At 62.0% G+C, this 25,625-nt stretch carries 17 protein-coding genes; 12 read left to right on the top strand and 5 right to left on the bottom strand.

All coding sequences use genetic code 11. From position 1 onward, the window contains the following. Positions 1-22 precede the first annotated feature (22 nt). From JFU48_RS27130 to JFU48_RS27120, 3 genes are all read left to right on the top strand, one after another. Positions 23-457, top strand: coding sequence for a chemotaxis protein CheY (locus JFU48_RS27130; protein WP_103484482.1), 435 nt, complete (start codon positions 23-25; stop codon positions 455-457). 142 nt (positions 458-599) lie between these two features. Further along, positions 600-1,226, top strand: coding sequence for a response regulator transcription factor (locus JFU48_RS27125; protein ID WP_201138244.1), 627 nt, complete (start codon positions 600-602; stop codon positions 1,224-1,226). 41 nt (positions 1,227-1,267) lie between these two features. Beyond that, entirely contained in the window at positions 1,268-4,453 is a 3,186-nt protein-coding gene (locus tag JFU48_RS27120; RefSeq protein ID WP_242486724.1) for a transporter substrate-binding domain-containing protein, read from the top strand. Positions 4,454-4,457: 4 nt separating this feature from the next. Here the strand turns inward: JFU48_RS27120 and dkgB are convergent, their stop codons facing one another. Then, on the bottom strand, positions 4,458-5,261 hold the full coding sequence (gene dkgB, locus JFU48_RS27115) for a 2,5-didehydrogluconate reductase DkgB (protein WP_201138242.1): 804 nt from the start codon (positions 5,259-5,261) through the stop codon (positions 4,458-4,460). Positions 5,262-5,550: 289 nt separating this feature from the next. Here dkgB and JFU48_RS27110 point away from each other — a divergent pair, with 289 nt between their 5' ends. The 3 genes from JFU48_RS27110 to JFU48_RS27100 all read left to right on the top strand — a co-directional run bounded on the left by JFU48_RS27110 (position 5,551) and on the right by JFU48_RS27100 (position 8,607). After that, positions 5,551-6,417, top strand: coding sequence for a pirin family protein (locus tag JFU48_RS27110; RefSeq protein ID WP_201138241.1), 867 nt, complete (start codon positions 5,551-5,553; stop codon positions 6,415-6,417). Between the two features lie 209 nt (positions 6,418-6,626). Next, positions 6,627-8,069 carry a mechanosensitive ion channel domain-containing protein gene (locus tag JFU48_RS27105; protein WP_201138240.1) on the top strand — a complete coding sequence of 481 codons (1,443 nt, stop codon included), beginning with the start codon at positions 6,627-6,629 and terminating at the stop codon, positions 8,067-8,069. 97 nt (positions 8,070-8,166) lie between these two features. Beyond that, entirely contained in the window at positions 8,167-8,607 is a 441-nt protein-coding gene (locus JFU48_RS27100) for a carboxymuconolactone decarboxylase family protein (RefSeq protein WP_201138239.1), read from the top strand. 138 nt (positions 8,608-8,745) lie between these two features. Here JFU48_RS27100 and JFU48_RS27095 read toward each other — a convergent pair whose 3' ends face one another. Both JFU48_RS27095 and JFU48_RS27090 read right to left on the bottom strand, forming a co-directional pair. Next, positions 8,746-10,338 (bottom strand): DHA2 family efflux MFS transporter permease subunit, encoded by a 1,593-nt coding sequence (locus JFU48_RS27095; protein WP_201138238.1) that lies wholly within the window; start codon positions 10,336-10,338, stop codon positions 8,746-8,748. Further along, positions 10,335-11,456: an HlyD family secretion protein gene (locus JFU48_RS27090; RefSeq protein WP_201138237.1), complete on the bottom strand. Its 1,122-nt coding sequence runs from the start codon at positions 11,454-11,456 to the stop codon at positions 10,335-10,337. The genes JFU48_RS27095 and JFU48_RS27090 overlap by 4 nt, the downstream gene beginning before the upstream one ends. A gap of 355 nt (positions 11,457-11,811) precedes the next feature. Between JFU48_RS27090 and JFU48_RS27085 the strand changes: the two genes are divergently transcribed. Together JFU48_RS27085 and JFU48_RS27080 are read left to right on the top strand one after the other, a co-directional pair. Beyond that, positions 11,812-13,539 carry a ShlB/FhaC/HecB family hemolysin secretion/activation protein gene (locus JFU48_RS27085; RefSeq protein WP_201138236.1) on the top strand — a complete coding sequence of 576 codons (1,728 nt, stop codon included), beginning with the start codon at positions 11,812-11,814 and terminating at the stop codon, positions 13,537-13,539. A gap of 113 nt (positions 13,540-13,652) precedes the next feature. After that, positions 13,653-18,122, top strand: a complete 4,470-nt coding sequence (locus JFU48_RS27080) for a hemagglutinin repeat-containing protein (RefSeq protein ID WP_201138235.1) — start codon at positions 13,653-13,655, stop codon at positions 18,120-18,122. 138 nt (positions 18,123-18,260) lie between these two features. Here the strand turns inward: JFU48_RS27080 and nhaA are convergent, their stop codons facing one another. After that, the gene (gene nhaA, locus JFU48_RS27075; protein ID WP_201138545.1) at positions 18,261-19,469 is read right to left on the bottom strand and encodes a Na+/H+ antiporter NhaA; all 1,209 of its coding nucleotides are present in this window, start codon (positions 19,467-19,469) and stop codon (positions 18,261-18,263) included. A 224-nt stretch (positions 19,470-19,693) separates the two neighbouring features. On the opposite strand from nhaA, the gene JFU48_RS27070 reads away from it, so the two are divergent. The 4 genes from JFU48_RS27070 (at position 19,694) to JFU48_RS27055 (ending at position 24,213) form a co-directional block, all read left to right on the top strand. Then, a complete protein-coding gene (locus JFU48_RS27070; protein ID WP_103484471.1) occupies positions 19,694-20,071 on the top strand; it encodes a c-type cytochrome in 378 nt (125 codons plus the stop codon). Between the two features lie 95 nt (positions 20,072-20,166). Then, positions 20,167-20,667 carry a sigma-70 family RNA polymerase sigma factor gene (locus JFU48_RS27065; RefSeq protein WP_003223490.1) on the top strand — a complete coding sequence of 167 codons (501 nt, stop codon included), beginning with the start codon at positions 20,167-20,169 and terminating at the stop codon, positions 20,665-20,667. A 40-nt stretch (positions 20,668-20,707) separates the two neighbouring features. Further along, positions 20,708-21,691 carry a FecR family protein gene (locus tag JFU48_RS27060; protein WP_201138234.1) on the top strand — a complete coding sequence of 328 codons (984 nt, stop codon included), beginning with the start codon at positions 20,708-20,710 and terminating at the stop codon, positions 21,689-21,691. 98 nt (positions 21,692-21,789) lie between these two features. Beyond that, positions 21,790-24,213: a TonB-dependent siderophore receptor gene (locus JFU48_RS27055; RefSeq protein WP_201138233.1), complete on the top strand. Its 2,424-nt coding sequence runs from the start codon at positions 21,790-21,792 to the stop codon at positions 24,211-24,213. A 118-nt stretch (positions 24,214-24,331) separates the two neighbouring features. Here JFU48_RS27055 and JFU48_RS27050 read toward each other — a convergent pair whose 3' ends face one another. Further along, on the bottom strand, positions 24,332-25,483 hold the full coding sequence (locus JFU48_RS27050; RefSeq protein WP_201138232.1) for an MFS transporter: 1,152 nt from the start codon (positions 25,481-25,483) through the stop codon (positions 24,332-24,334). Between the last annotated feature and the right edge of the window lie 142 nt (positions 25,484-25,625).

The following is a 25,625-nucleotide window of genomic DNA, read 5'->3' as shown; positions in this document are numbered from 1 at the left end:
CGTGACCTCCAGGAAATCGAGCATGATCAATAAAACCCTGCGCATCCTGATTGCCGATCCGCAGCATTTTCACCGGATGAAAATCGAGCGCCTGTTCAATGGCCTTGAATACTTCCGCATCGCTCCGGTACAGAGTCTGCTTGAGCTGCTGACCCTGGTGGAGTACGGCTGTGAACCCTTCGATGCGGTGGTCATCAACGCCGAGCTGGCGGCCGGATCGCTGGACCTGCCGGGGTTTTTCCTCAACAACCCGCATGTGCGCCACGCGCTGATCTATAACGAGCCCTCGGCGCCTGCGCTGACACCCGCCGGCTTCGCTCAGGAAAACCTGCAGATCAGCCATGTCGCCTTGCCCAATGCGGCCGCGATCAAGCATCTGATGGCGCGCGTCGATGTTGCCCCGGTGTGTGCGGCTGACACCTGGAACCCGCTATCAGCCCTGCAGCGTCGGGCTTGAGCACAGATTCCCCTTTGGCGCAACTGTCAGATCTGACAGGTAGATACGGTTTGATTCCCGTGTAACAGTCTTTGCGCGCCCCTGCGGCAGGAACAGCCGATGCCAGTGGCGCCATCGTCATGTTTTTGCACTGGGAGCGGTCATGAAGTCAGCGCTGATCGTCGATGATCATCCGGTGGTACGGGCGGCCGTGAAACTCGTCCTCGAAGCCGAACGGTTCAAGGTTATTCACGAAGCATCGAGCGCCGGTGAAGTCATGGCGCTGCTCCGCAAGCACCAACCCAAACTGGTGATACTCGATCTCAAGTTGCCGGGGCTAGGCGGGCTGGAGGTGTTGGAGCGGCTGAAGGCCGATAACCCCGAGTGCAAGGTGTTGATCTTCACCTCCCAGGACCCGCTGCATTATCAAAACCGATGCCTGCGGGGCGGGGCCATGGGCTACGTGACCAAAACCAACCAGTTGCTGCAATTGCACAAGGCAATCCAGGCACTGATGTCGGGCTACTCATACTTTGCAGCGTTGCCCGACACCACCCATGCATCGTCCCCGCTGGACCGCAGTGAAAAACAGCTGATCGATCAGCTCTCCAACCGCGAACTGAGCATTCTCGAGCAATTGGCACTGGGCAAATCGAACAAGGCGATCGCCGAAGACATGCACCTGAGCCATAAGACCGTCAGTACCTACAAGACCCGCCTGATGAAAAAACTCGCGATCAATTCCACGGTGCACTTGCGCGAATTCGCCAAGCGCAATCATTTGATCTGAGTGGCAAAGTGAGTCGGCAACGCGGGTGGTGGGTTCTGTGGTTGAGTATCACGGCCACCTGCTGCGCCAGCGAGCCGCCACAACCCCTGGAATTGTTGAGCCAGGCAGCACTGGAAAATATTCAGGTCCCGCTCGACGAGCAGGACCGCCAATGGCTGCGCCAGCACCCGGTGTTGCGCATGGGCATTTCCGGAGCCGATTACCCACCGTTCGAAATCACCCGCAATCGGCAGGAGCTGGAAGGCCTCACCGCCGATTACGCCGAGCTTCTGGCGCAACTGCTCAATGTGCGGATCGACGTTCGACGCTTCACCCATCGCGACGAGGTGATGGCCGCACTCAAACGCGGTGAACTGGACCTGCTGGGGACCTCGAACAATTTCGAGCTGGCCGACCCGGATTTCATGCTGTCGCGCCCCTACGCCGAAGATCAGCCGATGCTGGTGACCCGGCTTGACGAAACTCTGCCGGCGGATCTGGCGGGCCGACGCATCGCCATGGTCGAGGACTATCTGCCGTTGGCCAGCGTGCAGGCGTTCTATCCCGGGGCGGACTTGCAGCGTTACCCCTCGGCGATGGATGCGCTGGGTGCGGTGGCATTCGGTGTCGATGACGGCTATCTCGGCGATCTGATCAGCGCCAATTACCTGATCAACACCAATTACCGTAATGACTTGCAACTGGCCGGTCCGTCGGGCCTGGATGCCAGCCCCTTCGGTTTCGCCATGCTGCGCAGCGAAGTTCGCCTCAAACGCATCATCGACAAGGCGCTGGCGGTGATTCCCCTGGAGCGTCGTCAGCTTATCGAGCAGCGCTGGAGCGCGGGGCGTGCGCAAATGGCCGCGCAGTCGCGGGTGCGCCTCAGTGCCGGCGAGCAGGAGTGGCTGGAGCAACATCCGCTGGTGCGGGTCGGTGTGATCGAGGATTTCGCACCGCTGACTTTTTTTGATGCCAGCGGGCGATTCAACGGTCTGTCAGCGCAATTGCTTACCCTGATCAGTCAGCGCACCGGGCTGCATTTCGAGGTGGTCCGGGGGCGTTCGCTGGATCGCCAGATCGAACAGCTCAAGGCCGGTGAACTCGACGTGTTGCCGGTGGTGACCCCGAGCAGCGAGCGGGAAGCCGAGCTGCAATTCACCCGTGCGTACCTGAACAATCCGTTTGTACTGGTCAGTGCGATAACGGCGGGCAGTCCGCGCAGCCTCGCCGATCTGCCGGGCAAGCGTCTGGCGATTTATCGCGGTCATCCGTTACGCGGTTACATCCTGCAGCGGGTGCCGGGGGTACGTCTGGTCGAGGTCAGCAGCCCGGCCGAGGGCATGGAGCTGATTGCCAAGGGGCAGGCCGACGCGACCGTCAGCTCGTTACTGGTCGCGCGTTTTCTGATCGCCCGCCATTACCGTGAGCGCCTGCGCATCACCAATACCATCGGCGATCAACCGGCGCGCATCGCCCTGGCCACCGCACCGCAGGATACGGCGCTGCACACGATTCTGAACAAGGCGCTGCTGAGCATCGCGCCGCAACAGATGGACGAGCTGGTCGAGCGCTGGAGCCATGATGTGTTGGTCGAGGAGAGCTATTGGCAGCGCTATCGCCGGGAGATTCTCCTGGCTTTTGCCGCTGCCGCGAGCCTGCTGTTGTTGGCCTTGGCCTGGATCGGTTTGCAGCGCTGGCAGTTGCGCCAGCGTCAGCAATGGCTGCGGCAGTTGCAGCAGGCCAAGGAGGCCGCCGACGACGCCAACCGGGCCAAGACCACGTTTCTGGCGACCATGAGCCATGAAATCCGCACCCCGATGAATGCCTTGATCGGCATGCTCGAACTGGCCCTGAAGCGGGCCGAGGAGGGGGTCACCGACAAGCTGGCGATCGAAGTCGCATCCGGCGCTGGCCAGCAACTGCTCGCGCTGATCGGCGACATTCTCGACATCGCACGCATCGAGTCCGGGCATCTGTCCCTCGCACCGGAACGGGCCAATCTGCGCGAACTGGTGATCTCGGTGTGCCGGGTGTTCGAGGCACTGGCGCGGCAGAAGCGCCTGTTGTGGCATGTCGAACTGGATGCACAGAGTGGCGTTGACGTCATGGTCGACCCGACACGCTTCAAGCAAGTGCTGTCGAACCTGTTGAGCAACGCGATCAAATTCACCGAGCACGGCCAGGTGAGCGTGCAACTGGTGGTGACCAGGACGGCTCCCGAACAATTGGCCGTGAAAGTCGTGATTGAAGACAGTGGCATCGGCATCAGCGCCGATGACCGGCAACGCCTGTTCAGCCCGTTTGTCCAGGCCGGCAACCATGGTCAGTCGGCGCGCAGCGGCTCGGGGCTGGGACTGGTGATCAGCCGCAACCTCTGCGAAATGATGGGCGGAACGCTGCACCTCGACAGCGAGCCGGGGCTTGGAACGCGGGTCGACATCAATCTGCAGTTGCCGTTGTTGGTCGCGCTCGCCCCCGAAGCGGCAAGCCCTGAAGTGGCGGACACGCCGGCGCGTTCATTGAGTGTTCTGGTGGTGGACGATCATCCGGTCAACCGCTTGCTGTTGTGCTGGCAACTGAGCGAACTCGGCCACCGTACGGTCGACATCGAAGACGGTGAACAGGGGCTGCAACGCTGGCGAGCACAAGCATTCGATGTGCTGATCACCGACTGCAACATGCCGCAGCGCAACGGTTACGAACTCGCCCGGACGATCCGTGACGAAGAGGCAGCGAGCGGCCGGGCGCGTTGCCTGATCCTCGGTTTTACCGCCAACGCGCAAGTCGAGGAGAGGGTTCGTTGCCTTGAGGCCGGCATGGACGATTGTCTGTTCAAGCCGATTCGCTTGCACGATCTGCAGCAGGCGTTGAAGGCGGCCAGTCACGGCGAAAGCGATCACTTGCCGACCCCGGCTCTGACGTTGCCCGAGATCGACCTGAGCGCGCTGGAGCAGATGGCTGGAGACGATCACTCGGTGATGCAACGCCTGCGCGAACAAGTATTGCGCAGTCTGCAGGACGATCTGCAACGGCTGGATGCGGCGCGCCAGCCCCAGGATCTGGACGGGTTGCGGACGCTGGCGCATCACATCAAGGGCGGTGCGCAAATGGTCGGTGCCGCGCGGGTGGCGGCGGCGTGCTCGGATCTCGAACAGGCGTGTCGAGATGCCGAAACACTGGCTGTCCATCGCTCGGCGGATGCGCTGCGCACGGCCATGCTCGGCCTTGCGCAGCATCTTCAGGGCTGAGCGCTCAATCCCACTGCGGGGCAATGCCTTTCGGGCTGGTCAGGCGATGGCCGCGCTCCAGACCGGCGATCAGCGCCATGTCTGCTTCGCTCAATGTCAGCGCAGTGGCGCCGAGGTTGCTTTGCAGGTTGGCGCGCTTGGTCGACGATGGAATCACCGCGTAACCCGACTGCATCGCCCAGGCCAGAGTGACTTGCGCCGGGGTCGCTTGCAGGCGTTCAGCAATCTGCTGGATCACCGGATCCTTCAGCACTTCGCCATAGGCGAGGGTCATGTAGGAGGTGATCTGGATGCCTTGGCTGCGGGCGAACTCGACCACTTTGCGATTTTGCAGGTACGGGTGCAGCTCGATCTGGTTGGTGGCGATGTTTTCCGCGCCGACCGCTACGATGGCTTGTTGCATCAAGTCGATGGTGAAGTTGGACACCCCGATCTGCCGGGTCAGGCCCAGACGCTTGGCTTCGAGCAGCGCGCCCATGAATTCGGCGACCGGCACCTGATCTTCCGGCGACGGCCAGTGGATCAGCGTCAGGTCGAGGTAGTCGGTCTGCAACTTCTGCAGGCTTTCCTTGAGGCTGTCGATCAGACGGTCCTTGGCGAAGTTGGCGATCCAGATCTTGCTGGTGATGAACAGCTCTTCGCGAGCAATGCCGCTGGCGGCGATGGCCTGGCCGACCTCGGCTTCGTTCTCGTAGATCTGCGCGGTGTCGATGGCGCGGTAGCCAAGTTCAAGGCCGGTGCGCACCGAATCGATGACCACCTGACCTTGCAGGCGAAACGTACCCAGACCAAAAGCGGGAACAGACATTGATGACTCCAGGGTTGCAGTGGGAATGGGCAGGAGTATCCGCGTCTGCGTCCTTGAGAAAAACCGCTGGTGGGGCAAAGCACTGTTGAGCAGAAGTCATGAATCTTTCCCGATAGTTGTGTTGTCTGGACTGGCCCCTTCGCGAGCAAGCCCGCTCCCACAAGGGACGAGATTCAAAGGTGGGACTGTTCTAAATATGGAACACTAAAGCCGGTTTTTGCCGGCTAGTCCTCCAGCCGTCATGGATTTAAGCTCAATCCATTGCGTCACCCACCTTTTGGAGGCAACCATGAAAAACATCATCGGTATCTACACCAGCCCTCGCGGCCATTGGGTCGGCGATGGTTTCCCGGTTCGCACCCTGTTTTCCTATGACAACCTGGGCAAACACATCAGCCCGTTCCTGCTGCTCGATCACGCAGGACCTGCCGAATTCACTCCGACCACCGAGCGCCGTGGCGTCGGCCAGCACCCGCACCGTGGTTTTGAAACGGTGACCATCGTCTACGACGGCGAAGTGCAGCACCGCGACTCGACCGGCAGCGGCGGCACCATCGGCCCCGGCGATGTGCAGTGGATGACGGCGGCGTCCGGGATCCTGCACGAAGAGTTTCACTCGGATGATTTCGCCAGAACCGGCGGCAAACTGGAAATGGTGCAACTCTGGGTCAACCTGCCGGCCAAGGACAAAATGGCCGCGCCCGGCTACCAGACCATTCTTGATCGTGACATTCCGAATATCGCGCTGAAGGACGGCGCCGGCAGCCTGCGGCTGATTGCCGGTGAGTTCGAAGGGCATAAAGGGCCGTCGCACACTTTCACGCCGATCGATGTCTGGGACCTGCGGTTGAACGCCGGCAAGTTGCTGACACTGGATCTGCACGAAGGGCGCAACACCGCGCTGGTGCTGTTGAAAGGTTCGGTGACGATCAACGGTGCGCAAACGGCGGGTGTCGGGCAGTTAGTGCTGTTCGAGCGCGACGGTCGTCAGTTGACCCTTGAGGCCGGCGAAGACGCGGTGGTGTTGCTGCTCAGCGGCGAGCCGATCGACGAACCGATTGTCGGCCATGGCCCGTTCGTGATGAACACCGAGCAGGAAATTCATCAGGCATTCGCCGACTTCCAGTCCGGGCAATTCGGCCGAATGCACGGGTAACTACCCCCCCCTGTGGGAGCGGGCTTGCTCGCGAAAGCGGAGTGTCAGTCGATGCGTGTCTGACTGATCCACCGCCTTCGCGAGCAAGCCCGCTCCCACATTGGTTTTTGGGTGTTTTTACGCTGGCGTTCATCCTCTGAAATCAATTGCTCCTACACTTGCCCAATCTGTGCGATCTTCTCGCGATTGGCCCCTGTCGGAGTGGTTTGATGTTGTCTTTTTTGAGCGAACATCCGTTGTTCTGCGCGTTGATCCTGATCCTCCTTGATCTCGGGCTGTGGCGCCTGATCAGCTCCCGTGGCAGCGAGTGGAAGCTGCTGGTGCGAGTGCTGATTTTCAGCCTGTTCAGCGTGCTGTTGTTCAACGAAGGCCTGAATCCGATGGAGCCGGCGCCGTGGGCCGACAACGTGCCGCTGCATCTGGCGGCGACCGGCTTGCAGATCGGTTGGTGGCTGTTCGGCGCGCGCACCCTGACCGTGCTGATCGGCGCGGTGATGATGCAGCGGGTCGGCCACACCGGGCGACTGTTGCAGGATCTGCTCGGTGCGGTGATTTTCCTGATCGCGATTATCGCCGCGCTGGCCTATGTGCTGGATCTGCCGGTCAAAGGCGTGCTGGCGACGTCCGGGGCCTTGGCGATCATTGTCGGTCTGGCGTTGCAGAGCACCTTGAGCGACGTGTTCTCCGGGATTGTGCTCAACACCACCAAGCCCTATCAGATCGATGACTGGATCTCCATCGACGGTACCGAAGGCCGGGTCGTCGATATCGACTGGCGCGCCACGCGCCTGCAAACCAGTCAGGGCAGCATGGCAGTGATTCCCAACTCGCTGGCGGCCAAGGCCAAGATCATCAACTTCAGCCGACCGAGCAACATGTTCGGGGTGGCCGTCAGCGTCCAGGTCAGCCCGCACGCCCGGCCCAATACGGTGATCGACGCGCTGGAACGGGCGATGCAGGGCTGCCGTCCGCTGCTCGACAATCCTTCGCCGAGCGTCGCGTTGAAAAGCTCCAGCAGCGCCGGTGCGGAATATGAGATCAGCGGTTTCGTCTCGTCGATGGATCAGAAGCGCTCGGTGCGCAATCAGCTGTTCGATCTGGCTTACCGACACTTGCAGGCGTCCGGGATCAATCTGTTGTCGAGCGTCGAACCGATCGTCACCGGCAACCTCTCGCGGCCACGGGCGTTGCTCGACAGTTCGCCGATTTTCTCCACGCTGCGTCAGGAAGAAAAAGACACCTTCAGCCAGAACATGACCCTGCAGACTTTCCGCGCCGGGGAGACGATTCTCGATGCCGGGGAGGTCAGCGATCATTTGTTCATCATCGAGTCCGGCGTGGTCAGCGTGACCTTGACCCGCCATGGCACGCCGTTCGAATCCGGGCGCATGGGGCCGGGAGAGGTGATCGGCGAGGCCGGCATCCTCTCCGATTCCTCGGTGCCGGCGACTTTCGCGGCGAAAACCTATTGCGCGCTGTATCGCATCGAGAAGACCTACCTGAAGCCGTGCCTGGATGCCCGTCATGACATCAACGAGGCGATGAAAGCCTTGCTCGATTATCGCCTGCACAAGGCCCAGACCCTGACACAGGACGTGCCGACCGTGGTGGCGAAAACCGGGTTCCTGCACTGGTTGCGCAATCGCGTGTGACGCGGTGGTCTACTCGTCTTCCGGGAGATTGGCTATTTGTCCGGGGCAGTGGCGGGACTACCTTAGTCACACATTCACTGGCCCCGGAAACTCCATCATGAAAGCTCGTACCGATTTCTACACCGCTTCCCCAGACGCCCTGAAAGCGATGATCGCCCTGGAAACCGCGGTCTCGAAACTGCCGCTGGAAAAGACCCTGGTCGAACTGGTCAAGCTGCGCGCTTCGCAGATCAACGGCTGCGCATTCTGCATCGACATGCACACCGCCGACGCGATCAAGGGCGGCGAGACTCCGCGCCGTCTGTTCGCCGTGACCGCGTGGCGTGAAGCGCCGTTCTTCACCGACCGCGAACGTGCGGCGCTGCTGTGGACCGAATCGCTGACCCAACTGAGCCTGACCCACGCCCCGGACGAAGACTACGAGATCGTCGCGGCGCATTTCACACCCAAGGAAATGGTCGATCTGAGCGTGGCGATCAGCACCATCAACAGCTGGAACCGTCTGGCCGTGGGCTTCCGCAAAACCCCGCAGCTCTAAGCCGCAACACATGCCCCTGTAGGAGCTGTCGAGTGAAACGAGGCTGCGATCTTTTGATCTGGTTTTTAAAAAATCAAAGTCAAAAGATCGCAGCCTGCGGCAGCTCCTACAGGGGGAGGGGCGTTTCGGAAACCGTGATCAATGCGCATCCGCACTCGGCGCGGCCGGTGGTTGCACCTTGCGCATCAAGGGCACCATCGCCGTGGCGACGATGAAGCACAGCATGATCATCAAAAAGGTATCGCCGTAGGTCTGGGTCTGCGCCTCGCGGTAGGTCAGCAGCCACAGCTGATGCAGGGCGGCGGTGATCCCGACATCACCGCTCTGACCCAGCGTCGCCAGGTTGCCACCGACCTGCGACAACCACTGATTCATCGCCTCGTTGCTGCTGTTCAAATGCTCGGCCAAACGAGTGAAGTGCAGGTTGGTGCGATCATTGAGAATGGTCGCGCACGCGGCAATGCCAATGGCACCGCCCAGGTTGCGCATCAGGTTGAACAGCCCCGAAGCGTGCTTCAAGCGTGCCGGTGCCAACCCTCCCAAAGTCAGCGTCACCGCCGGCGGTACTGCCAGTTGCTGGGCGATTCCGCGTAACGCTTGCGGCAGCATCAACTGGCCCGCGCCCCAGTCGTGGGTGATCGGACTGAATTCCCACATCGACAATGCAAACAGCCCCAGCCCGATCATCATGATCCAGCGCAAATCCATGCGATTGGCGAGAAAGGCGTACAGCGGAATCGCCATGATCTGGAACACCCCGGTGGAAAAAACCGCCAGACCAATGTCCAGCGCGCTGTAGCCGCGTACCCGCCCGAGAAACAGCGGGGTCAGGTAAATCGTCGCGAACAGGCCGATCCCGGTGACAAAGGAAAAGAAGCAGCCCAGGGCAAAATTGCGATCCTTGAGTGCACGCAGATCGACGATCGGATTGGCCACGTGCAAGGTGCGCCCGATAAAGGCCAGACCCGCCAGACCGCTGATCCACGCGGTGGTCAGGATGGTGCTGTCACTGAACCAGTTCCAGCGCGGGCCTTCTTCGAGGGTGTATTCCAGGCAGCCGAGAAACAGTGCGAGAAACACCATGCTCAGGTAGTCCGCGCCCTTGAGCAGCGACAGTTCCGGCTGGTCGATCTTCACCAGCATCGGCACGGCCACGGCGACGAAAATTCCCGGCACCAGGTTGATATAGAACAGCCAGTGCCATGAGGAAATGTCGGTGATCCAGCCGCCGATCACCGGCCCCAAGGTCGGCGCCAGCGAAGCCACCGCACCGATGGTCGCGGCGGCGATCACCCGTTGTTTGCCGGTGAAGAAAAAGAACGCGGTGGTGAACACCAGCGGAATCATCGAGCCGCCGAGAAAACCTTGCAGCGCACGAAAGGCGATCATGCTCTGGATGTTCCAGGCCACGCCGCAGAGCAGGCTGGCCAGGGTGAAGCCGACCGCCGAGGCGCAAAACAGCCAGCGTGTGGAAAATACCCGCGACAGCCAGCCCGATAACGGGATCACGATGATTTCGGCGATCAGGTAACTGGTCTGCACCCACGCGGTTTCATCGGTGCCGGCCGAGAGTCCGCCGCCAATGTCACGCAGCGACGCCGAGACGATCTGGATGTCCAGCAGCGCAATGAACATGCCGATGCACATGCTGGCGAAGGCGAACACTTTGGTCGCGGTGGCCATGTCGGCGGCGTTGAACGGTTGCGCCGGGGCGGTGAGGGCGGTACTCATGGCGCGACGGCCACGGCGCTGGTTTCGGCTTGCGCACGGGTGTCGACTTCAGCGGTCACCGACAGCCCCGGCCGCAGATGACCGAGCACACCGTCGGCCGGATCGAGGAGGATCCGCACCGGCACCCGCTGGACGATTTTGGTGAAGTTGCCGGTGGCGTTCTCCGGCGGCAGCACGCTGAATTGCGAGCCGGTGGCGGGAGCGAGGCTGTCGAGGCGGCCATGGAATTCCTGGCCGGAGAGCACGTCGGCACGGATGCTCACCCGTTGCCCGGGTTTCATCCGCGCCAACTGGTCTTCCTTGAAATTGGCATCGACCCACAGACCGCTGGCCGGCACTACCGACAACTGTTGCGAACCGGCCTGGGCGTATGCGCCGACCCTCGCGCGCCGGTTGCCGATCACGCCGTCAACCGGCGCGCGTAGTTCGGTGTAGCCGAGGTTCAGTTGCGCCAGATCACGCTCGGCCCGGGCTTGTTGCAGGGCGGCGCGGGCCTGTTGTTTCTGGGTGTCGATCACTGCCAGTTGGCGTTGTGCGGCGAGCAGTTCGGCCTGGGCGCGGGCACTCAGGGCCTGGGCGGTCTTGAAGGTGGCGTCGGCGCGTTGGGCGCTTTCCACCGAGACGGCATTGGTGCTTACCAGGCGTTTGTAGCGCGCATTGTCGTCCCGCGAGCGAGCAGTTTCGGCACCGGCAGCATCGATGCCGGCACGGGTCTGGCCGATCACTGCTTGCTGCAATTGTTCGGTAGCGTCGAGGTTGGCCAGCAGCGCCTCCTCGGCGGCAACCGCGCCCTCGGCTTTGGCGAGGTTGGCGCGGTAGTCACGTGCGTCGAGGCGGATCAGCACGTCACCGGCCTTCACTGGCTGGTTGTCACTGACCAGCACTTCTTCGATGTACCCGGCGACCTTCGGCCCGATCACCGTGACGTCGCCACCGATGTAGGCATCGTCGGTCTCCTCCAGAAAGCGCCCGGTGCCCCACCAGTGAGCGGCGTACACGCCGACCACCACCAGCGCGATCAGCCCGGCACCGGTCAGCAGCAGACGTTTGCGCAGTGGCGGCCTGGCAGGGGGGACCGGAACAGACAGCTCGGGCTCAAGGGTGGGCATGCTGGTCATGGCGTAATACCTGTGGAAGAGGATCGTTATTACGGTCGTAATATGACTCAAGTAATATTTTGTGGCAATTGAGTTTTTGTGCCGGTCGTCAGTTGCCTGTTTGCGACTCAGGTTTTGGAGCGGTTCAGCTAAACAATTACCGACGGGGAAGTGGGTCGGGCGCTGGAGAACTCGATATCCGCTCTCGGGGAAACCCTTATGCCTTGCGCCTTTGCTGGCGGTGAGCGCAGCAAAATCAATTGTTTAAGAAATGTAAGCACTGTAGGAAGCGTCTTGCATTTGTGTAGGAAGGCTCTGACTATCACTCGCATTGATGGGGTGGCATTACGCCATTTTATGATTGCAAGGATGTTGCGTGCCGTATTCGCTTTGCGCTGTTTTCCGTCGTCGTTCCACGCTTTGCCCGCTGTTGTCGGCCTTTGTGTTGAGTGTGTGTGCTTCCTCGATTCAAGCGGCTGACCCTGTTGCGCCGGGCCAGGAAGTGCTGCGCCAGCAGCAACAGCAACAGCGCGATTTGCAACAACTGCAGATGGAACAACGCAAGCGCCAACTGGAGCGTGGTGCGTTCGGTCCGGCACCGGCCACGCCGGCCATCCCGCAAACCGTCACCCCCGATGAACGCTGCTGGCCGCTAAGCGGCACGCGCATCGGCGGCGTCACCCTGATCGACAGCGACAAACTCAACGCGCGAATCAAACCGCTGCTGGCGCCGTGCATGGGCGTCGGCCAGATCAACCATCTGCTGGCGACCATCACCGCCGCCTATGTCGAGCAGGGCTACATCGCCAGCCGCCCGTACTTGCTGAGCGCGCCGGAGGCGGGGCAGTCGCTGGACATCATGGTCGACGAGGGCTACATCGAGTCCATCGAACTGGCCGATCAGAGCCTGCCCGTTTCACTGGGCGGCGCGTTCCCGCACATGCTCGGCCAGCCGCTGAACCTGCGTGATCTGGAGCAAGGCCTGGATCAACTGAACCGCTTGCGTTCGATCGACCTGACCGCCGACATCGCCCCCGGCAGCCAACCGGGTGCCTCGCGCATCATCCTGCGCTCGCGCACCTCCGGGCAGTCGCGCTGGGCGTTGGGCCTGGGCATGGACAACCTTGGCAGCGCCAGCACCGGGCGTGATCGCGATACCGTCAGCCTGAGTTTCGACAGCCCGTTGCAACTCAACGATCTGTTAAGCCTCAGCGCCAGCGACACCTTGAATCAGGGCGACCGCTACAGTCGCAACGCCAGCCTGTATTACGCGATTCCCTACGGCTACTGGACCTACAGCGCGTTCGCCAGCCACGCCGAATACCGCGCGCCGTTCAAACTGCCCAGCGCGACCTTGTACAGCACCGGCATCACCGATCAACTGAGCCTGCGCGCCGACCGCGTGTTATGGCGCGACCAGAGCCGCCAGCTCAGCGCCAATCTGCAGTTGGCGCACAAGGACGTCGACAGCTATCTGGAAAATGTCCGCCTGGGCATTCAAAGCCCGACCCTGACCGTGGCCGAAGCCGGACTCAACCTGTTCTGGCTCGACCGTGCGGTGTGGAATCTCGACTTCAGCTACTCACAAGGCTTGCGCTGGCTGGGCGCCGATGACGACGCCAATCATGCGGTCAGCAACCTGCCCAAAGCGCAGTTTCGCAAGTACCGCGCCGGCCTCAGTCAATGGCGCAACGGCCAGTTCGGCGCGCAAGCGTGGCAGTGGCAAAGCCAGCTCAATCTGCAATACAGCCCCGACCCCTTACCGGCCATCGAACAGTTGCTCGGCACCGATGATTCGGCGGTGCGCGGCTATCGGGTCAGCAGCGCTTCCGGCGCCAGCGGCGCGATCTGGCGCAACACCCTGCGTCTGCCGCTGCGCAGTGATTGGCCGGTGCAGATTACCCCGCGGGTGGGCCTGGACAACGGCTGGCTCAAGGCTGACCACGGCGCCCAGGGCCAACGCCTGAGCGGTGCCAGCGTCGGGCTGAATCTGGGCTGGAAGAATCTGCAAGTGGACATCGATTACCAACGCGCTCTCAACACCCCCAACGGTTTGCAGCACGAACCAGAGACCTGGCTGATGCGCGTGGGGTTGCATATATGAGCACTACCGAGACTCATCAAGCAGTGAACAAACAGCCGTCGGATCTGAGCGCGACAGCCACGGCCAAGACTAAATCGCGCGCCGTGATGCAGTACTTACATGGAGACGTTTTTATGCCAGCACACACCTTTGCATTCCATCTTTCTCCTCGGGGCAAACTGCGCTGGGCGATCGCCAGCCTGTTCTTCGCCGTGCACCTGCCCAGCGCCATCGCCGGCGGTGTGGTGGTCGCTCCCGGCCCCGGCGGCACCGCGCAATTGCAGACCCAAGGCGGCGTGCCCATCGTCAATATCGTCGCGCCCAACGGCTCGGGCCTGTCGCACAACCAGTTCCTCGACTACAACGTCGACCGTCAGGGCCTGGTGCTGAACAACGCCTTGCAGGCCGGGCAATCGCAGCTCGCCGGGCAACTGGCGGCCAACCCGCAACTGCAGGGCCAGGCGGCGAGCGTGATCCTCAACGAGGTGATCAGCCGCAACCCTTCGGCCATCAACGGCGCCCAGGAAATCTTCGGCCGCGCGGCCGATTATGTGCTGGCCAACCCCAACGGCATCTCGGTGAACGGCGGCAGTTTCATCAACACGCCGAACGCCAGTCTGCTGGTCGGGCGTCCGGAATTGAACGACGGCAAACTGCAAGCCCTGAGCAGCCGCGACGCCAGCGGACAGTTGCAGATTCAGAGTGGCGGCCTGCGTAATGCCGAGGGTTCGGTCAACCTGATTGCTCCGCGTATCGACAGCCGGGGCCGCATCGACGCCCGCGATCAACTGAACCTCACGGTCGGACGCAATCAGGTCGATTACGCCAGCGGTCAGGTCAAAGCCGTGGACCCGGCGGGCAACACCCAGGATCAACGCATCGACGCCAGCCTGTTCGGCGCGATGCAGGCCGGGCGCATCAACATCGTCAGCACCGCCGAAGGCGCGGGCGTGCGAGTGGGGGCGGTGCAAGTGGCCGGGCGTGACGGCGTGCAGATTCGTTCCGCCGGCGACCTCAGCGTCAGCGGTGAAGCCATCCCCAACAGCCTCGAAGTGACCCGTGCCGGCATTCGCAGCAGTCAGGGTGATGTCGGCCTGCACAGCGGCAACGACCTGACGCTGGCCGCCACCGATGTCAGTGGTCGCGACGTCAACGTCAATGCCAAGCGCAATCTGACCCTGAGCACCGTGGAAAGCCGCAAGCTCCAAGAGAAGCGCGAAAACTGGAGCAACAGCACCATCGGCATCACTTGGGAAACCTACGACCGGACCCAGACCGACGGTGAAACTCGCCAGCACGGCAGCCAGATCGTCGCCAGCCGCGACGCCAGGCTGACCTCCGGCAAAGACACCGAACTCAAAGCCGCGAAGGTTGAAGCAGCGAAAAATCTCGATGTGCAAAGCGGCGGCGATCTGCGCCTGACCGCGGCCACCGAAAGCCACACCCAGACCGATCAGGGCAACCATCGCAAGCATCTGTGGAAGGCCGACTGGAACAACAGCAGCGAAGAACAGCGCAGCATCAGCAGCCAGTTGAAGGGCGGCAATATCGCTCTGCAGACCGCCGCGTTGTTGCGTTCCGAAGGCGCTGAATTGAACAGCGCCGGTGATGTGAAACTGACGGGAAAACAGGTGGAGGTCACCACGGCCACCCGCACCAACCGCAGCAATAACAACAGTTATTCTGGCGACCTGGTCGGCGGTGGTTTCTTCGGCAAGACCGGTGACGCCGACAAGGGCCAGACTCAGCATCAGGGCAGCAAAATCAACGCCGCCGGTAAACTGATCGTCAAGGCCGACGATGTACGCATCAGCGGCAGCCAGGTCCGTGGCGGAACCGAGGCCAGCGTCATCAGCGATCAGGGTTCGCTGGTGATCGACGGCGTGCAGGACACCTCGCACAGCAACAACCGCGACAAGGACAGCAAGTTCTTCGGCATCACCAAGGACGAGTCGCGGCAGAACGCCAAGGACAGCACCACGGTGCGCAGCGAGCTGGTCTCCGACAGCAACCTCAAGCTCAAGAGCGCCAAGGACATCGAAGTCGCCGGTTCCACGGTCAAGGCCGGCGGCGCGCTGACGGCGGACGCTGCGGGGGATGTGAACGTGCATTCCACGCAGAACACCCACGACAGCAGTTCGACCACCGAGACCCGTGGCTTCGATGCCTACGCCAAAGAGCAAACGCCGGAGCAATACCGCGCCGGGGTGCACTACGAAGACAAGCAGCAGACCGTCACCCGTAACGACGTCAACCAGCAAGGTTCGAGCCTCAGCGGCGGCAGCGTGCAGGTGAAGGCCGGCGGCGATCTGACGATCAAGGGCGGTGAAGTCAAATCCACTGCTGGCGATACCACGCTGAGTGGCAAGAATGTGTCGTTGCTGGCCGAACAGGACAGCCACAAAACCTCATCCGACACCTCCAGCACCGGCGGTGGTTTCTACTACACCGGTGGCCTCGATCGCGCCGGCAGTGGCGTTGATTTTGCCCACAGCACCGCGCAAGACAGCAGCAGCAAAACTACCGCGCAAACCACCCACGTGCAGAGCAGCGGCAGCCTGAACATCAACGCCGACAAGCTGCTGACCGAAGGTGCGCAGGTCAAGGCTGGCAACGGTCTGAACGTCGCGGCCAACGCGATCGACAACCGCGCGGCCAGCAACACCGAAAGCACCACGCACAACCAGAGCAACTGGTCGGCGGACATCGGCGCCAACGTCGAGTACAAGGACATCGCCCGCCCGATTGCCGGTGCGGTCAAGGATGTGCTCGACGGCAAGGTGCCGGACAAGGAGGCCCTGAGCAATCTCGGCCAGCCGAACGTCGGCCTCGACGTGGCGATCGGTCACGGCAGCGCCGACAAGACCGAGCAGAACAGCAACGCGGTGGTCAGCCGTTTCGACGGCGGCAGCGTCGACGTGAAAACCGCCGGCACCCTGCACGACCAGGGCACCCAGTACAGCGCCAGCAACGGCAAGGTCAACATCAGCGCTGACAAACTGGTTGCCGACGCCGTGAGCAACACTCACAGCAGCACCGATAACTCGGTGGACGCCAAGGTCGACGTGCGCGTCTACACCAAGACCGGCGAAGACGTGAACGTTGCCGGCAGCGGCGCGGGCGGCAACAGCTACGCCAGCAAGGACAGCAGCACGGCGGTGGTCGGCGGCTATGCCGGCAATCAAGGCGTGAACATCAACGTCGGTGCTGACGCGCAGTTCGCTGGCAGCCGTTTCGACGGCGGGCAGGGCGGTGTGAACATCAAGACCGGCGGCGATCTGGCGCTGAATCAGGCCAACGACCGCCAGAGCAGCAGCGACTCCAGCCTGCGCGGCAACGGCTCGCTGACCGTCGGCACCTTGCCGGGCACCGACGGCACCAACGTCGACCTCGGCGCTGGCTTCCAGCTCGACCACACCGGCAAGCAGACCTCTGACACGCAGGCTCACGTGGCGAGCATCAGCGGCAACGGCCCGGTGCAACTGAGCAGCGGCGGCAATCAGGTTCAGCAAGGCACGCAGATCGACAGCGCTGGCGGCATTGAGCTGCACGCTGACGGCAAGCTTGATCTGCAAGCGGCCGTTGATACCCACACCGCGACTGGCAGCAATCTCGGCGGCGGTTTAAAGGGCGGCGGTAGCAAATCCAGCAGCGAGAAGAGTCGTGATCAGGGCGGCAATCTGAGCGGCAACTTCAACATCGGCCGCATCAACGAAAACTCGCAAACCCTGACCGGTGGCCAGCTCAACAGCCAGAGCCAAATCGCCTTGAGCGGTGACGCGGTGCACCTGCAAGGCACGCAAGTCGGCGCGCCGAACGTCAGCATCGATGCGCAGAAGGGCGGTTACGTTCAAGAGTCGGCGCAGTCCACCGAGAGTCGCAATAACTGGAACGTCGCGCTGAATGCCGGCGGCAACCTCAGCAGCAAGACCCCGACCGCAGCCGACGAAAAGGCCAGCAGCGATCACGGCTTCAACGCCGGGGCCAAGGTCGGCGTCGACTACCTGCAAGGCACCACCCAGCAGAACAGCCAGATCAAGGCTGACAGCGTGGTGCTCAACAGCGCAGGTGATGCACGGCTGTCGGGCGCGCGGATCGACGCGAAAAATGTCAGTGGCAAGGTTGCCGGTGATCTGATCGTGGAAAGCCGTCAGGACTCGAAGACCCAAGCCAAGGTCGATGTCGATCTGGGCCTGACCGCGAAGAAAAACCCACCGAGCGACAAGGAAAAACTCGCCGGCACTGACTACAAACCAACGCTGAAAGCGCAGGGCGAATACACCCACAAGGACAGCGTGGCGCAGGCCTCCGGCATCAGTGGCAATCAGGGTGTGAAGTTGAACGTTGGTGGTGGCACGCAGCTGACCGGCGCGCGGATTTCATCGACTGAAGGCAAGTTGGATCTGGGCGGTTCGAAGGTCGGTAGCAGCGATCTGGTCAGTCGTGAGTACGGGGTAAAAGCCGGACTGGATCTGCCGCAGAAAACCGAGGAGAACGCACCCAAGGTGTCGTTCGATAACGGCAATCTGAAAGTCGGTCCGGTGACCCTGAGCGGCAATCTGGACAGCCAGACTCTGCAGGCCGGGATCGACGAAAAAGGCTAAGCATCACCGCTGTAAAAACTGTGGGAGCGGGCTTGCTCGCGAAGGCGGTGATTCAGTCGATAAATTAGCTGACTGAATTGACGCTTTCGCGAGCAAGCCCGCTCCCACATTGGTTTCTGTCTCGACCAGATCCGGCGATCAGTTCGAAGCCTTCGCCTTGCCCGCGCTCATCAGCACGACCACCGCCAGCAGCGCGGACAAAATCGAACCCAGCAACACACCCACCTTCACCGAATCGACCAGGTGCGCTGCGCCCGGGAACGCCAGTGCGCCGATGAACAGGCTCATGGTGAAGCCGATCCCGCAGAGCAGGGCGACGCCATACAGCTGCAGCCAGCTGGCGCCTTGCGGCAGCTGCGCCAGACCACTGCGAATCGCCAGGGCGCCGAGGCCGAGGATGCCGATCTGCTTGCCGAACAACAGCCCGAGCGCCACGCCCAGCGGCACCGGCTCAAGCAGGTTGCTCGGAGAAATGCCGGCCAATGACACGCCAGCGTTGGCGAAACCGAAAATCGGCACCACGGCGAACGCCACCCACGGATGCATTTTTTCTTCGAGGTACAGCAGCGGCGAGTTGTGCTCGTCCTCCGGATTACCCAGCGGGATGCACAGGGCCAGAATCACCCCGGCGAGGGTCGCGTGGATCCCCGATTGCAGCATGAAGAACCACAGGAAGGCGCCGGCGATCAGGTATGGCCAAAGCTTTTTGACACCGCAGCGATTGAGGATCACCAGCAGTGCAATCACCGCCAACGAGGCCAGCAGCATGCTTATCGACAGGCCGCTGGTGTAGAAAATCGCGATGATCACCACCGCGCCCAGGTCATCGAGGATGGCCAGCGCGGACAGGAAGATTTTCAGCGACACGGGTACTCGTTTGCCCAGCAGCGACAGCACGCCCAAGGCGAAAGCAATGTCGGTGGCTGCGGGGATCGCCCAACCGCTCAGGGTCTGCGGATTGCCCCAGTTGATTGCGACGTAGATCAGCGCCGGTACCAGCATCCCACCCACCGCAGCAAAGCCCGGCAGCGCACGCTGACCCCAGGTCGACAACTGACCGGCGAGCATTTCGCGCTTGATCTCCAGGCCCACCAGCATGAAGAAGATCGCCATCAGGCCATCGTTCACCCAGTGCTCGATCGACAAGCCAGCGACTTTGATATGCAGGGTAGAGAAATACGTGGCCGCCCACGGCGAGTTGGCGACCAACAGTGCGGCGAGGGCCGCGGCCATCAGGATCAGACCACCGGCAGACTCGGCGGCGAAGAATCGGGAGAGAAAGGCCAGGGCAGACGGCGAATCCTGGCGGGCAGGGGCAGCATGCAGGCGTGACGGATCGTGGCTCATAGGCACGGCAACTCCGCGCGGCGGCCCGACCTGCGCTGAATTAAACCTGCCCTGCCGCGTTGTTGCGGTGGCACCCGGGCGGCATTTTACACAATAGGCGGGACGGCTGCGAAAAACTCGACGACGTGGGTCGCTGCCCGGCAATTTCTCGATACGTGGAAATTGGCTTCCTGATGTGTGCTTAGCTGTGCGCCGTCCGTTTCAGCCTCTGACCCTCTATAAAAATGAAAACAACCCTCGTCACCTTATTCGCTTTGTTATCAGTCATTCAGACCTCCCTGTCCGTTGCGGAAAATGTCAACGGCAAAAATCTGTATGTCCAGCGATGTGCTGTGTGCCACGGCGCCGATATCAAGGCAACCGGGCCATTGGCCAATAAAAGCAATCCGCCAACGCCTGACCTGACAACAGCCACCTTCAAGAAACGCCTTAGGGATTATCCGGGCGTCATCGTGTCCTCGATCATCCTTCGTCCCAATGGAAACCTGATTCCAAAAACCTTGCAGGACAACGGCGTGAAGATCGCGCCGCACGCCTGGAGCGTTCAGGATTTTCGCGATCTGCATCAATACATGAGTGAGGTGATTGCAAAAGCACGATGACCTGGAGATGAACGGCGGATCGGGTCTCCAAGGAATGAATTGCCGGGCTTAATAGGAAGCATTACTATTCACGCCCCTTTCCACCGCACGCTGTCATGAACCCCATGCTGCCCCGCAGACCCGGCTTTTTCGAGCATTACGAAGAGTTGATCGGCACCTGGACCCGGCGTCTGCGCAATCGTGCGCAGGCCGAGGATCTGGCGCACGACACCTTTGTGCGGGTGCTTGAATCCGATTCGGCAGCGGTGCAGCAGCCACGGGCGTATCTGCACCAAACCGCACGCAACATCGCGGTCGACGGTTATCGGCGTGAGGATCGGCGGGAAGCCATGGAGTCGCAGGCGATCGATCACAGTGTGTCGTCCACCGGCGACCCGGAGCATTACATGCAGGCGATCCAGCTGGCCGACTCCATCGAACGGGCGCTGCAGGAATTGCCGCTCAACTGCCGGAAGATTTTCGTCTGGCAGAAGATCGAAGGGCTGACCCAGGCGGAAATCGCCGAACGCCTCGGGCTGTCGAGGAACATGGTCGAAAAGTATATGATCCGCACCCTGCGCCACTTGCGCGATCGTCTCGACGGCATGCAGTCATGAGCGGCCAGCGCTTTTCATCCCCAGCCCGACAGGACATTCCATGATGGATACCCGTGATTGCGCGTGCGGGCAAACAACGGTGCGTGATGAGGCAGCACGCTGGTTTGTGCGTTTGCAGGAACCGCTGATCAGTGCCGACGAACAGCAGCGCTTCGACGCCTGGCTGAACCAGCATCCGCAACACCGTGACGAATTCCAGTTGCTGCAAGGCTTGTGGACGGCGGCGGATCTGCTGCCGGCGCCGCGCCTCAAGGCCCTCGTCGAAGCCCCGCTAACTCGTCGCGAACGTCGTCCGCTGGTGCGCTATGCCGTGGCGGCCAGTGTACTGGCGGTGGCGCTCGGCCTCGGTTTGTTCAGTGGCTTGAATCACCCGGACGGCTATAGCGCCGAGTTCACCACGGCGCTGGGTGAACGCAAGCATGTGGCGCTGCCGGACGGATCGGTGATCGACCTGAACAGTCGCAGCCGTCTGCAAGTGCATTATGAGAAGGATCGGCGGCTGATCGAATTGAGTGAAGGCGAGGCGATGTTCAGCGTTCAGCACGACACCGCGCGCCCGTTCGTGGTCGAGGCCGGTAGTGGCAAGGTCACGGTCACCGGCACGCGTTTCGATGTGCGCCGCGATGTCACGCAAACCCGGGTCGCGGTGGAGCAGGGCACGGTCAAGGTGCAGGGGCGCAATGCAGCGGACAATCAATTCATCAACCTGACCGCAGGCCTCGGCACCCATGTCGATGCCGAGGGCAAAGTCGCTGCCGCCTACGCGGTCAATCCCGCCGAACTGACGGCCTGGCGCAGCGGCAAACTGGTATTCAACAACGCCAGCCTCAGCGAAGTGGCGGCGGAAGTTTCGCGTTATCGCGACAAGCCACTGACGGTCAGCAACCCGGCCGTGGCCGGTCTGCGCCTGACCAGCGTGTTCAAATCCGACAACACCGACGCCTTGCTCAAGGTCCTGCCGAGCATCCTGCCGGTGGCCGTTCGCACCCTGGCCGATGGCAGTCAGGAAATAATTTCAAAATAAAATTCAGGTTTTTTTCGAGTTCATCGTCTTCCTGTTCAACTGCAACTGGTTTGCATTAACAGACGCACACTCTTGCGATCCACAGGACTACGTTCGACGTGAAAAACACCTCAGCCCACAACAAAAAATCCCCCTGGTTACCGCTGGCCCTCGCGCTGGCGGTCAATGCGGCGATGCCGCAGGCCTTCGCCGCTGAAGCCATTCACATCCGCGCCCAGCCGTTGGGCCAGGCCCTGAGCGAGCTGGGCCAGCAAACCTCGCTGCAGGTGTTTTTCAGCCCGGATCTGGTCGCCGGCAAACAGGCTCCGGCGGTCGATGGCGACATTTCTCCCGAGCAGGCGTTGCGCCAATTGTTGCAGGGCAGCGGCCTGGACTATCAGATCAACGAAGGCTCGGTGACCCTGTCGCCGGCCACAACTGCCGCCAGCAATGGCCCGCTGGAACTGGGCGTGACCGACATCAAAGTGGTCGGCGACTGGCTCGGCGACGCCGACGCTGCGGTGGTGCAGAACCACCCGGGCGCACGCACGGTGATCCGCCGCGAAGCCATGGTCGAGCAGGGCGCGATGAACGTCAGTGACGTGCTCAAGCGCGTGCCCGGTGTGCAGGTGCAGGACTCCAACGGCACCGGCGGCAGCGACATCGCGTTGAACGTTGGCGTGCGTGGCCTGACTTCGCGACTGTCGCCACGCTCCACGGTGCTGATTGACGGCGTGCCCGCCGCGTTCGCGCCGTACGGTCAGCCACAACTGTCGATGGCGCCGATCTCCTCGGGCAACCTCGACAGCATCGACGTGGTACGCGGCGCCGGTTCCGTGCGTTACGGCCCGCAAAACGTCGGCGGGGTGATCAACTTCGTCACCCGCGCCATTCCGGAAAAAGCCACCGGGGAAATCGGCACCACGCTGGAGACCACCCGTTACGGCGGCTGGAAGCACATCGACACGGCGTTCCTCGGCGGCACTGCCGACAACGGCATGGGCGTGGCGCTGTTGTATTCCGGGGTCAACGGCAACGGTTACCGCGAGCGCAACAACGGCAACGACATCGACGACGTGCTGCTCAAGACCCATTGGGCGCCGACCGATCAGGACGATTTCAGCCTCAACTTCCATTACTACGACGCCAGTGCCGACATGCCCGGCGGCCTGACGCAAAAGCAGTACGACGACAAGCCGTACGACTCGGTGCGCGATTACGACAATTTCAGCGGGCGGCGCAAGGACGTGTCGTTCAAGTGGATTCGCCAGATCGACGAGCGCACCCAGGCAGAAATTCTCACTTACTACACCGACAGCTTTCGCGGCAGCACCATCGCCGCGCGCGACCAGAAAACCCTCAGCTCGTACCCGCGTTCCTACTACACCCTGGGTGTCGAGCCGCGTGTGTCGCGGGTCTTCGACGTCGGCCCGACCACTCAGGAAGTCAGCGTCGGTTATCGCTACCTGAAAGAGGCGATGCACGAACAGTCGAGCCGTCTGGCGCTGGTCAACAATCAGCCGGTGGTCACCCCGACGTCCGACGGCCATGTGTTCCAGGACCGCACCGGTGGCACCGAGGCCAACTCGGTGTATGTCGACAACAAGATCGACGTCGGCAACTGGACCATCACCCCGGGCATTCGCTTCGAGCACATCAGCACCGACTGGCACGACCGCGCCGTACTCGACACATCGGGTAAGCGCGTTCCGGAGAAAAACCGCAGCATCGAAAGCAACGAACCGCTGCCGGCGCTGAGCGTGATGTATCACCTGTCGGACGCGTGGAAACTGTTCGCCAACTACGAAACTTCGTTCGGCAGCCTGCAGTATTTCCAGCTCGGCCAGGGCGGCTCGGGTGACCAGACCGCCAACGGTTTGGAGCCGGAAAAAGCCAAGACCTACGAGATCGGTACGCGCTACAACGATGACGTGTGGGGCGGGGAAGTGACGCTGTTCTACATCGACTTCGATGACGAATTGCAATACATCAGCAACGATGTCGGCTGGACCAACCTTGGCGCGACCAAGCACCAAGGCATCGAAGCGTCGGTGCATTACGACATGGCGGCGCTCGATCCGCGTCTCGACGGTCTGACCGCCAACGCCGGTTTCACCTACACCCGCGCCACCTACGAAGGCGAGATTCCGGGCTTCAAGGGCCGTGATCTGCCGTTCTATTCGCGGCAGGTGGCGACCGTGGGCTTGCGTTACGACATCAATCGCTGGACGTACAACATCGACGGTTTCGCCCAATCGAAACAGCGCTCGCCGGGCACCGGGGTCAACGCCGATGGCAGCTTCAACGGCAACTACATCACCGAAGGCACGGCTGACGGGCAGTACGGCGACATCCCGGGTTACGTGACCTGGAACGTGCGCGGCGGGTATGACTTCGGGCCGCAGGTGTCGAACCTGAAGCTCGGCGCCGGGGTGAAAAATGTCTTCGACAAGCAGTATTTCACCCGTTCCAGCGACAACAATTCGGGGATGTATGTGGGCGCACCGCGGACGTTCTTTGTACAGGCCAGCGTCGGTTTCTAATGACGCCTGACCCTGTGGCGAGGGAGCTTGCTCCCGCTGGACTGCGCAGCAGGCCCGATTTTTTGGGGTCGCTGCGCAACCCGGCGGGAGCAAGCTCCCTCGCCACAATGATGGGTGTTCAGACCTTGAGGACTTTTCCGCCAATGGCCACGGCCAGCAACAGCACCGCCATCAAGCCGAAAGCAAAACTCAAACTGCTGGCATGCGCGACTAAGCCGATCACCGCCGGCCCCGCCAGAATCCCCGCATAACCCAGTGTGGTGATCGCCGGCACCGCGATGCTTTCCGGCATCACGGTTTGCTTGCCCACCGCCGTGTACAGCACCGGCACAATGTTCGAACAGCCGGCCCCGACCAGCGCATAACCCAGCAGCGCGGCTTCCCAGCTCGGGGCGAAGGTCGCCAGAAACAGGCCTGCCGCTGCCAGCAACCCGCCAAACAGAATCACCCGTGTGGCGCCCAGACGCCGGACAATCCGGTCACCCATCAAACGTCCGGCCGTCATGGTCAGGGCAAATGCCGCGTAACCGAGTCCTGCATAGGCTGTATCGATTCCGCGTTCCTGCGCGAGGAACACCGCGCTCCAGTCCAGCGCCGCGCCTTCGGTGAGGAACACGATGAAACACATTCCGCCGATGAACAGCACGATACCGTGGGGAATGGCGAATGCCGGGCCGGAACTTTCACTGCCGTACGGCAACATGTGCGGCACCGCTTTGAACAGTGCGCCGATCAACACCGCCACCACCACCAGCATCGCTGCCAGCGGCGTCAGCCCGAGGCCGAGCAGGGCGCTGACGCCCGCCGCACCGACGATCCCGCCGAGGCTGAACAGGCCATGAAACCCGGACATCATGTGCTTGCCGCTGGCCCGTTCGACGATCACCGCTTGCAGGTTGACGGTCGAATCCACCGTGCCCAGGCCGGCGCCGAACATGAACAGCGTGGCGATCAGCGCCGGTATCGACGATACCGTTGCCAGCAACGGCAGCGCCGCGCAAATCAGCAGGGTGCCGCCCGTCGCGACTTTGCGGCAGCCAAAGCGCGTGGCGAGAATCCCCGCCAGCGGCATCGCCAGAATCGAGCCGACTCCCAGGCACAGCAGCAACAGGCCCAGCGTACCTTCATCGAGCCCGGCGCGGGCTTTGGCGTACGGCACCAGCGGCGCCCACGCGGCAATCCCGAGGCCGGCGATGAAAAAGGCGATGCGCGTCGACATCTGTTGCAGGTGTCCGGGGACGAGGGTGTCTTGGGGGTTGAGGCTGGTCATATCGATCCTTGGCAAAAAACGTCGCGTCCCCGAATGACCGTGATCGCGCGTCGAGGTTCGATCGCAGGTCTCAGGGCAGTTGCAGCCGACATCCTAACCTGTGAGCGCGGGGTTGCCTGCGATTGCGGTGTACCAAGCAAGA

Source organism: Pseudomonas sp. TH49 (assembly GCF_016650625.1).
Classification (GTDB): Bacteria; Pseudomonadota; Gammaproteobacteria; order Pseudomonadales; family Pseudomonadaceae; genus Aquipseudomonas; species Aquipseudomonas fluorescens_H.
Note: the sequence above shows the minus strand (reverse complement) of the source record. Positions and strands in the feature narration are given on the sequence as shown.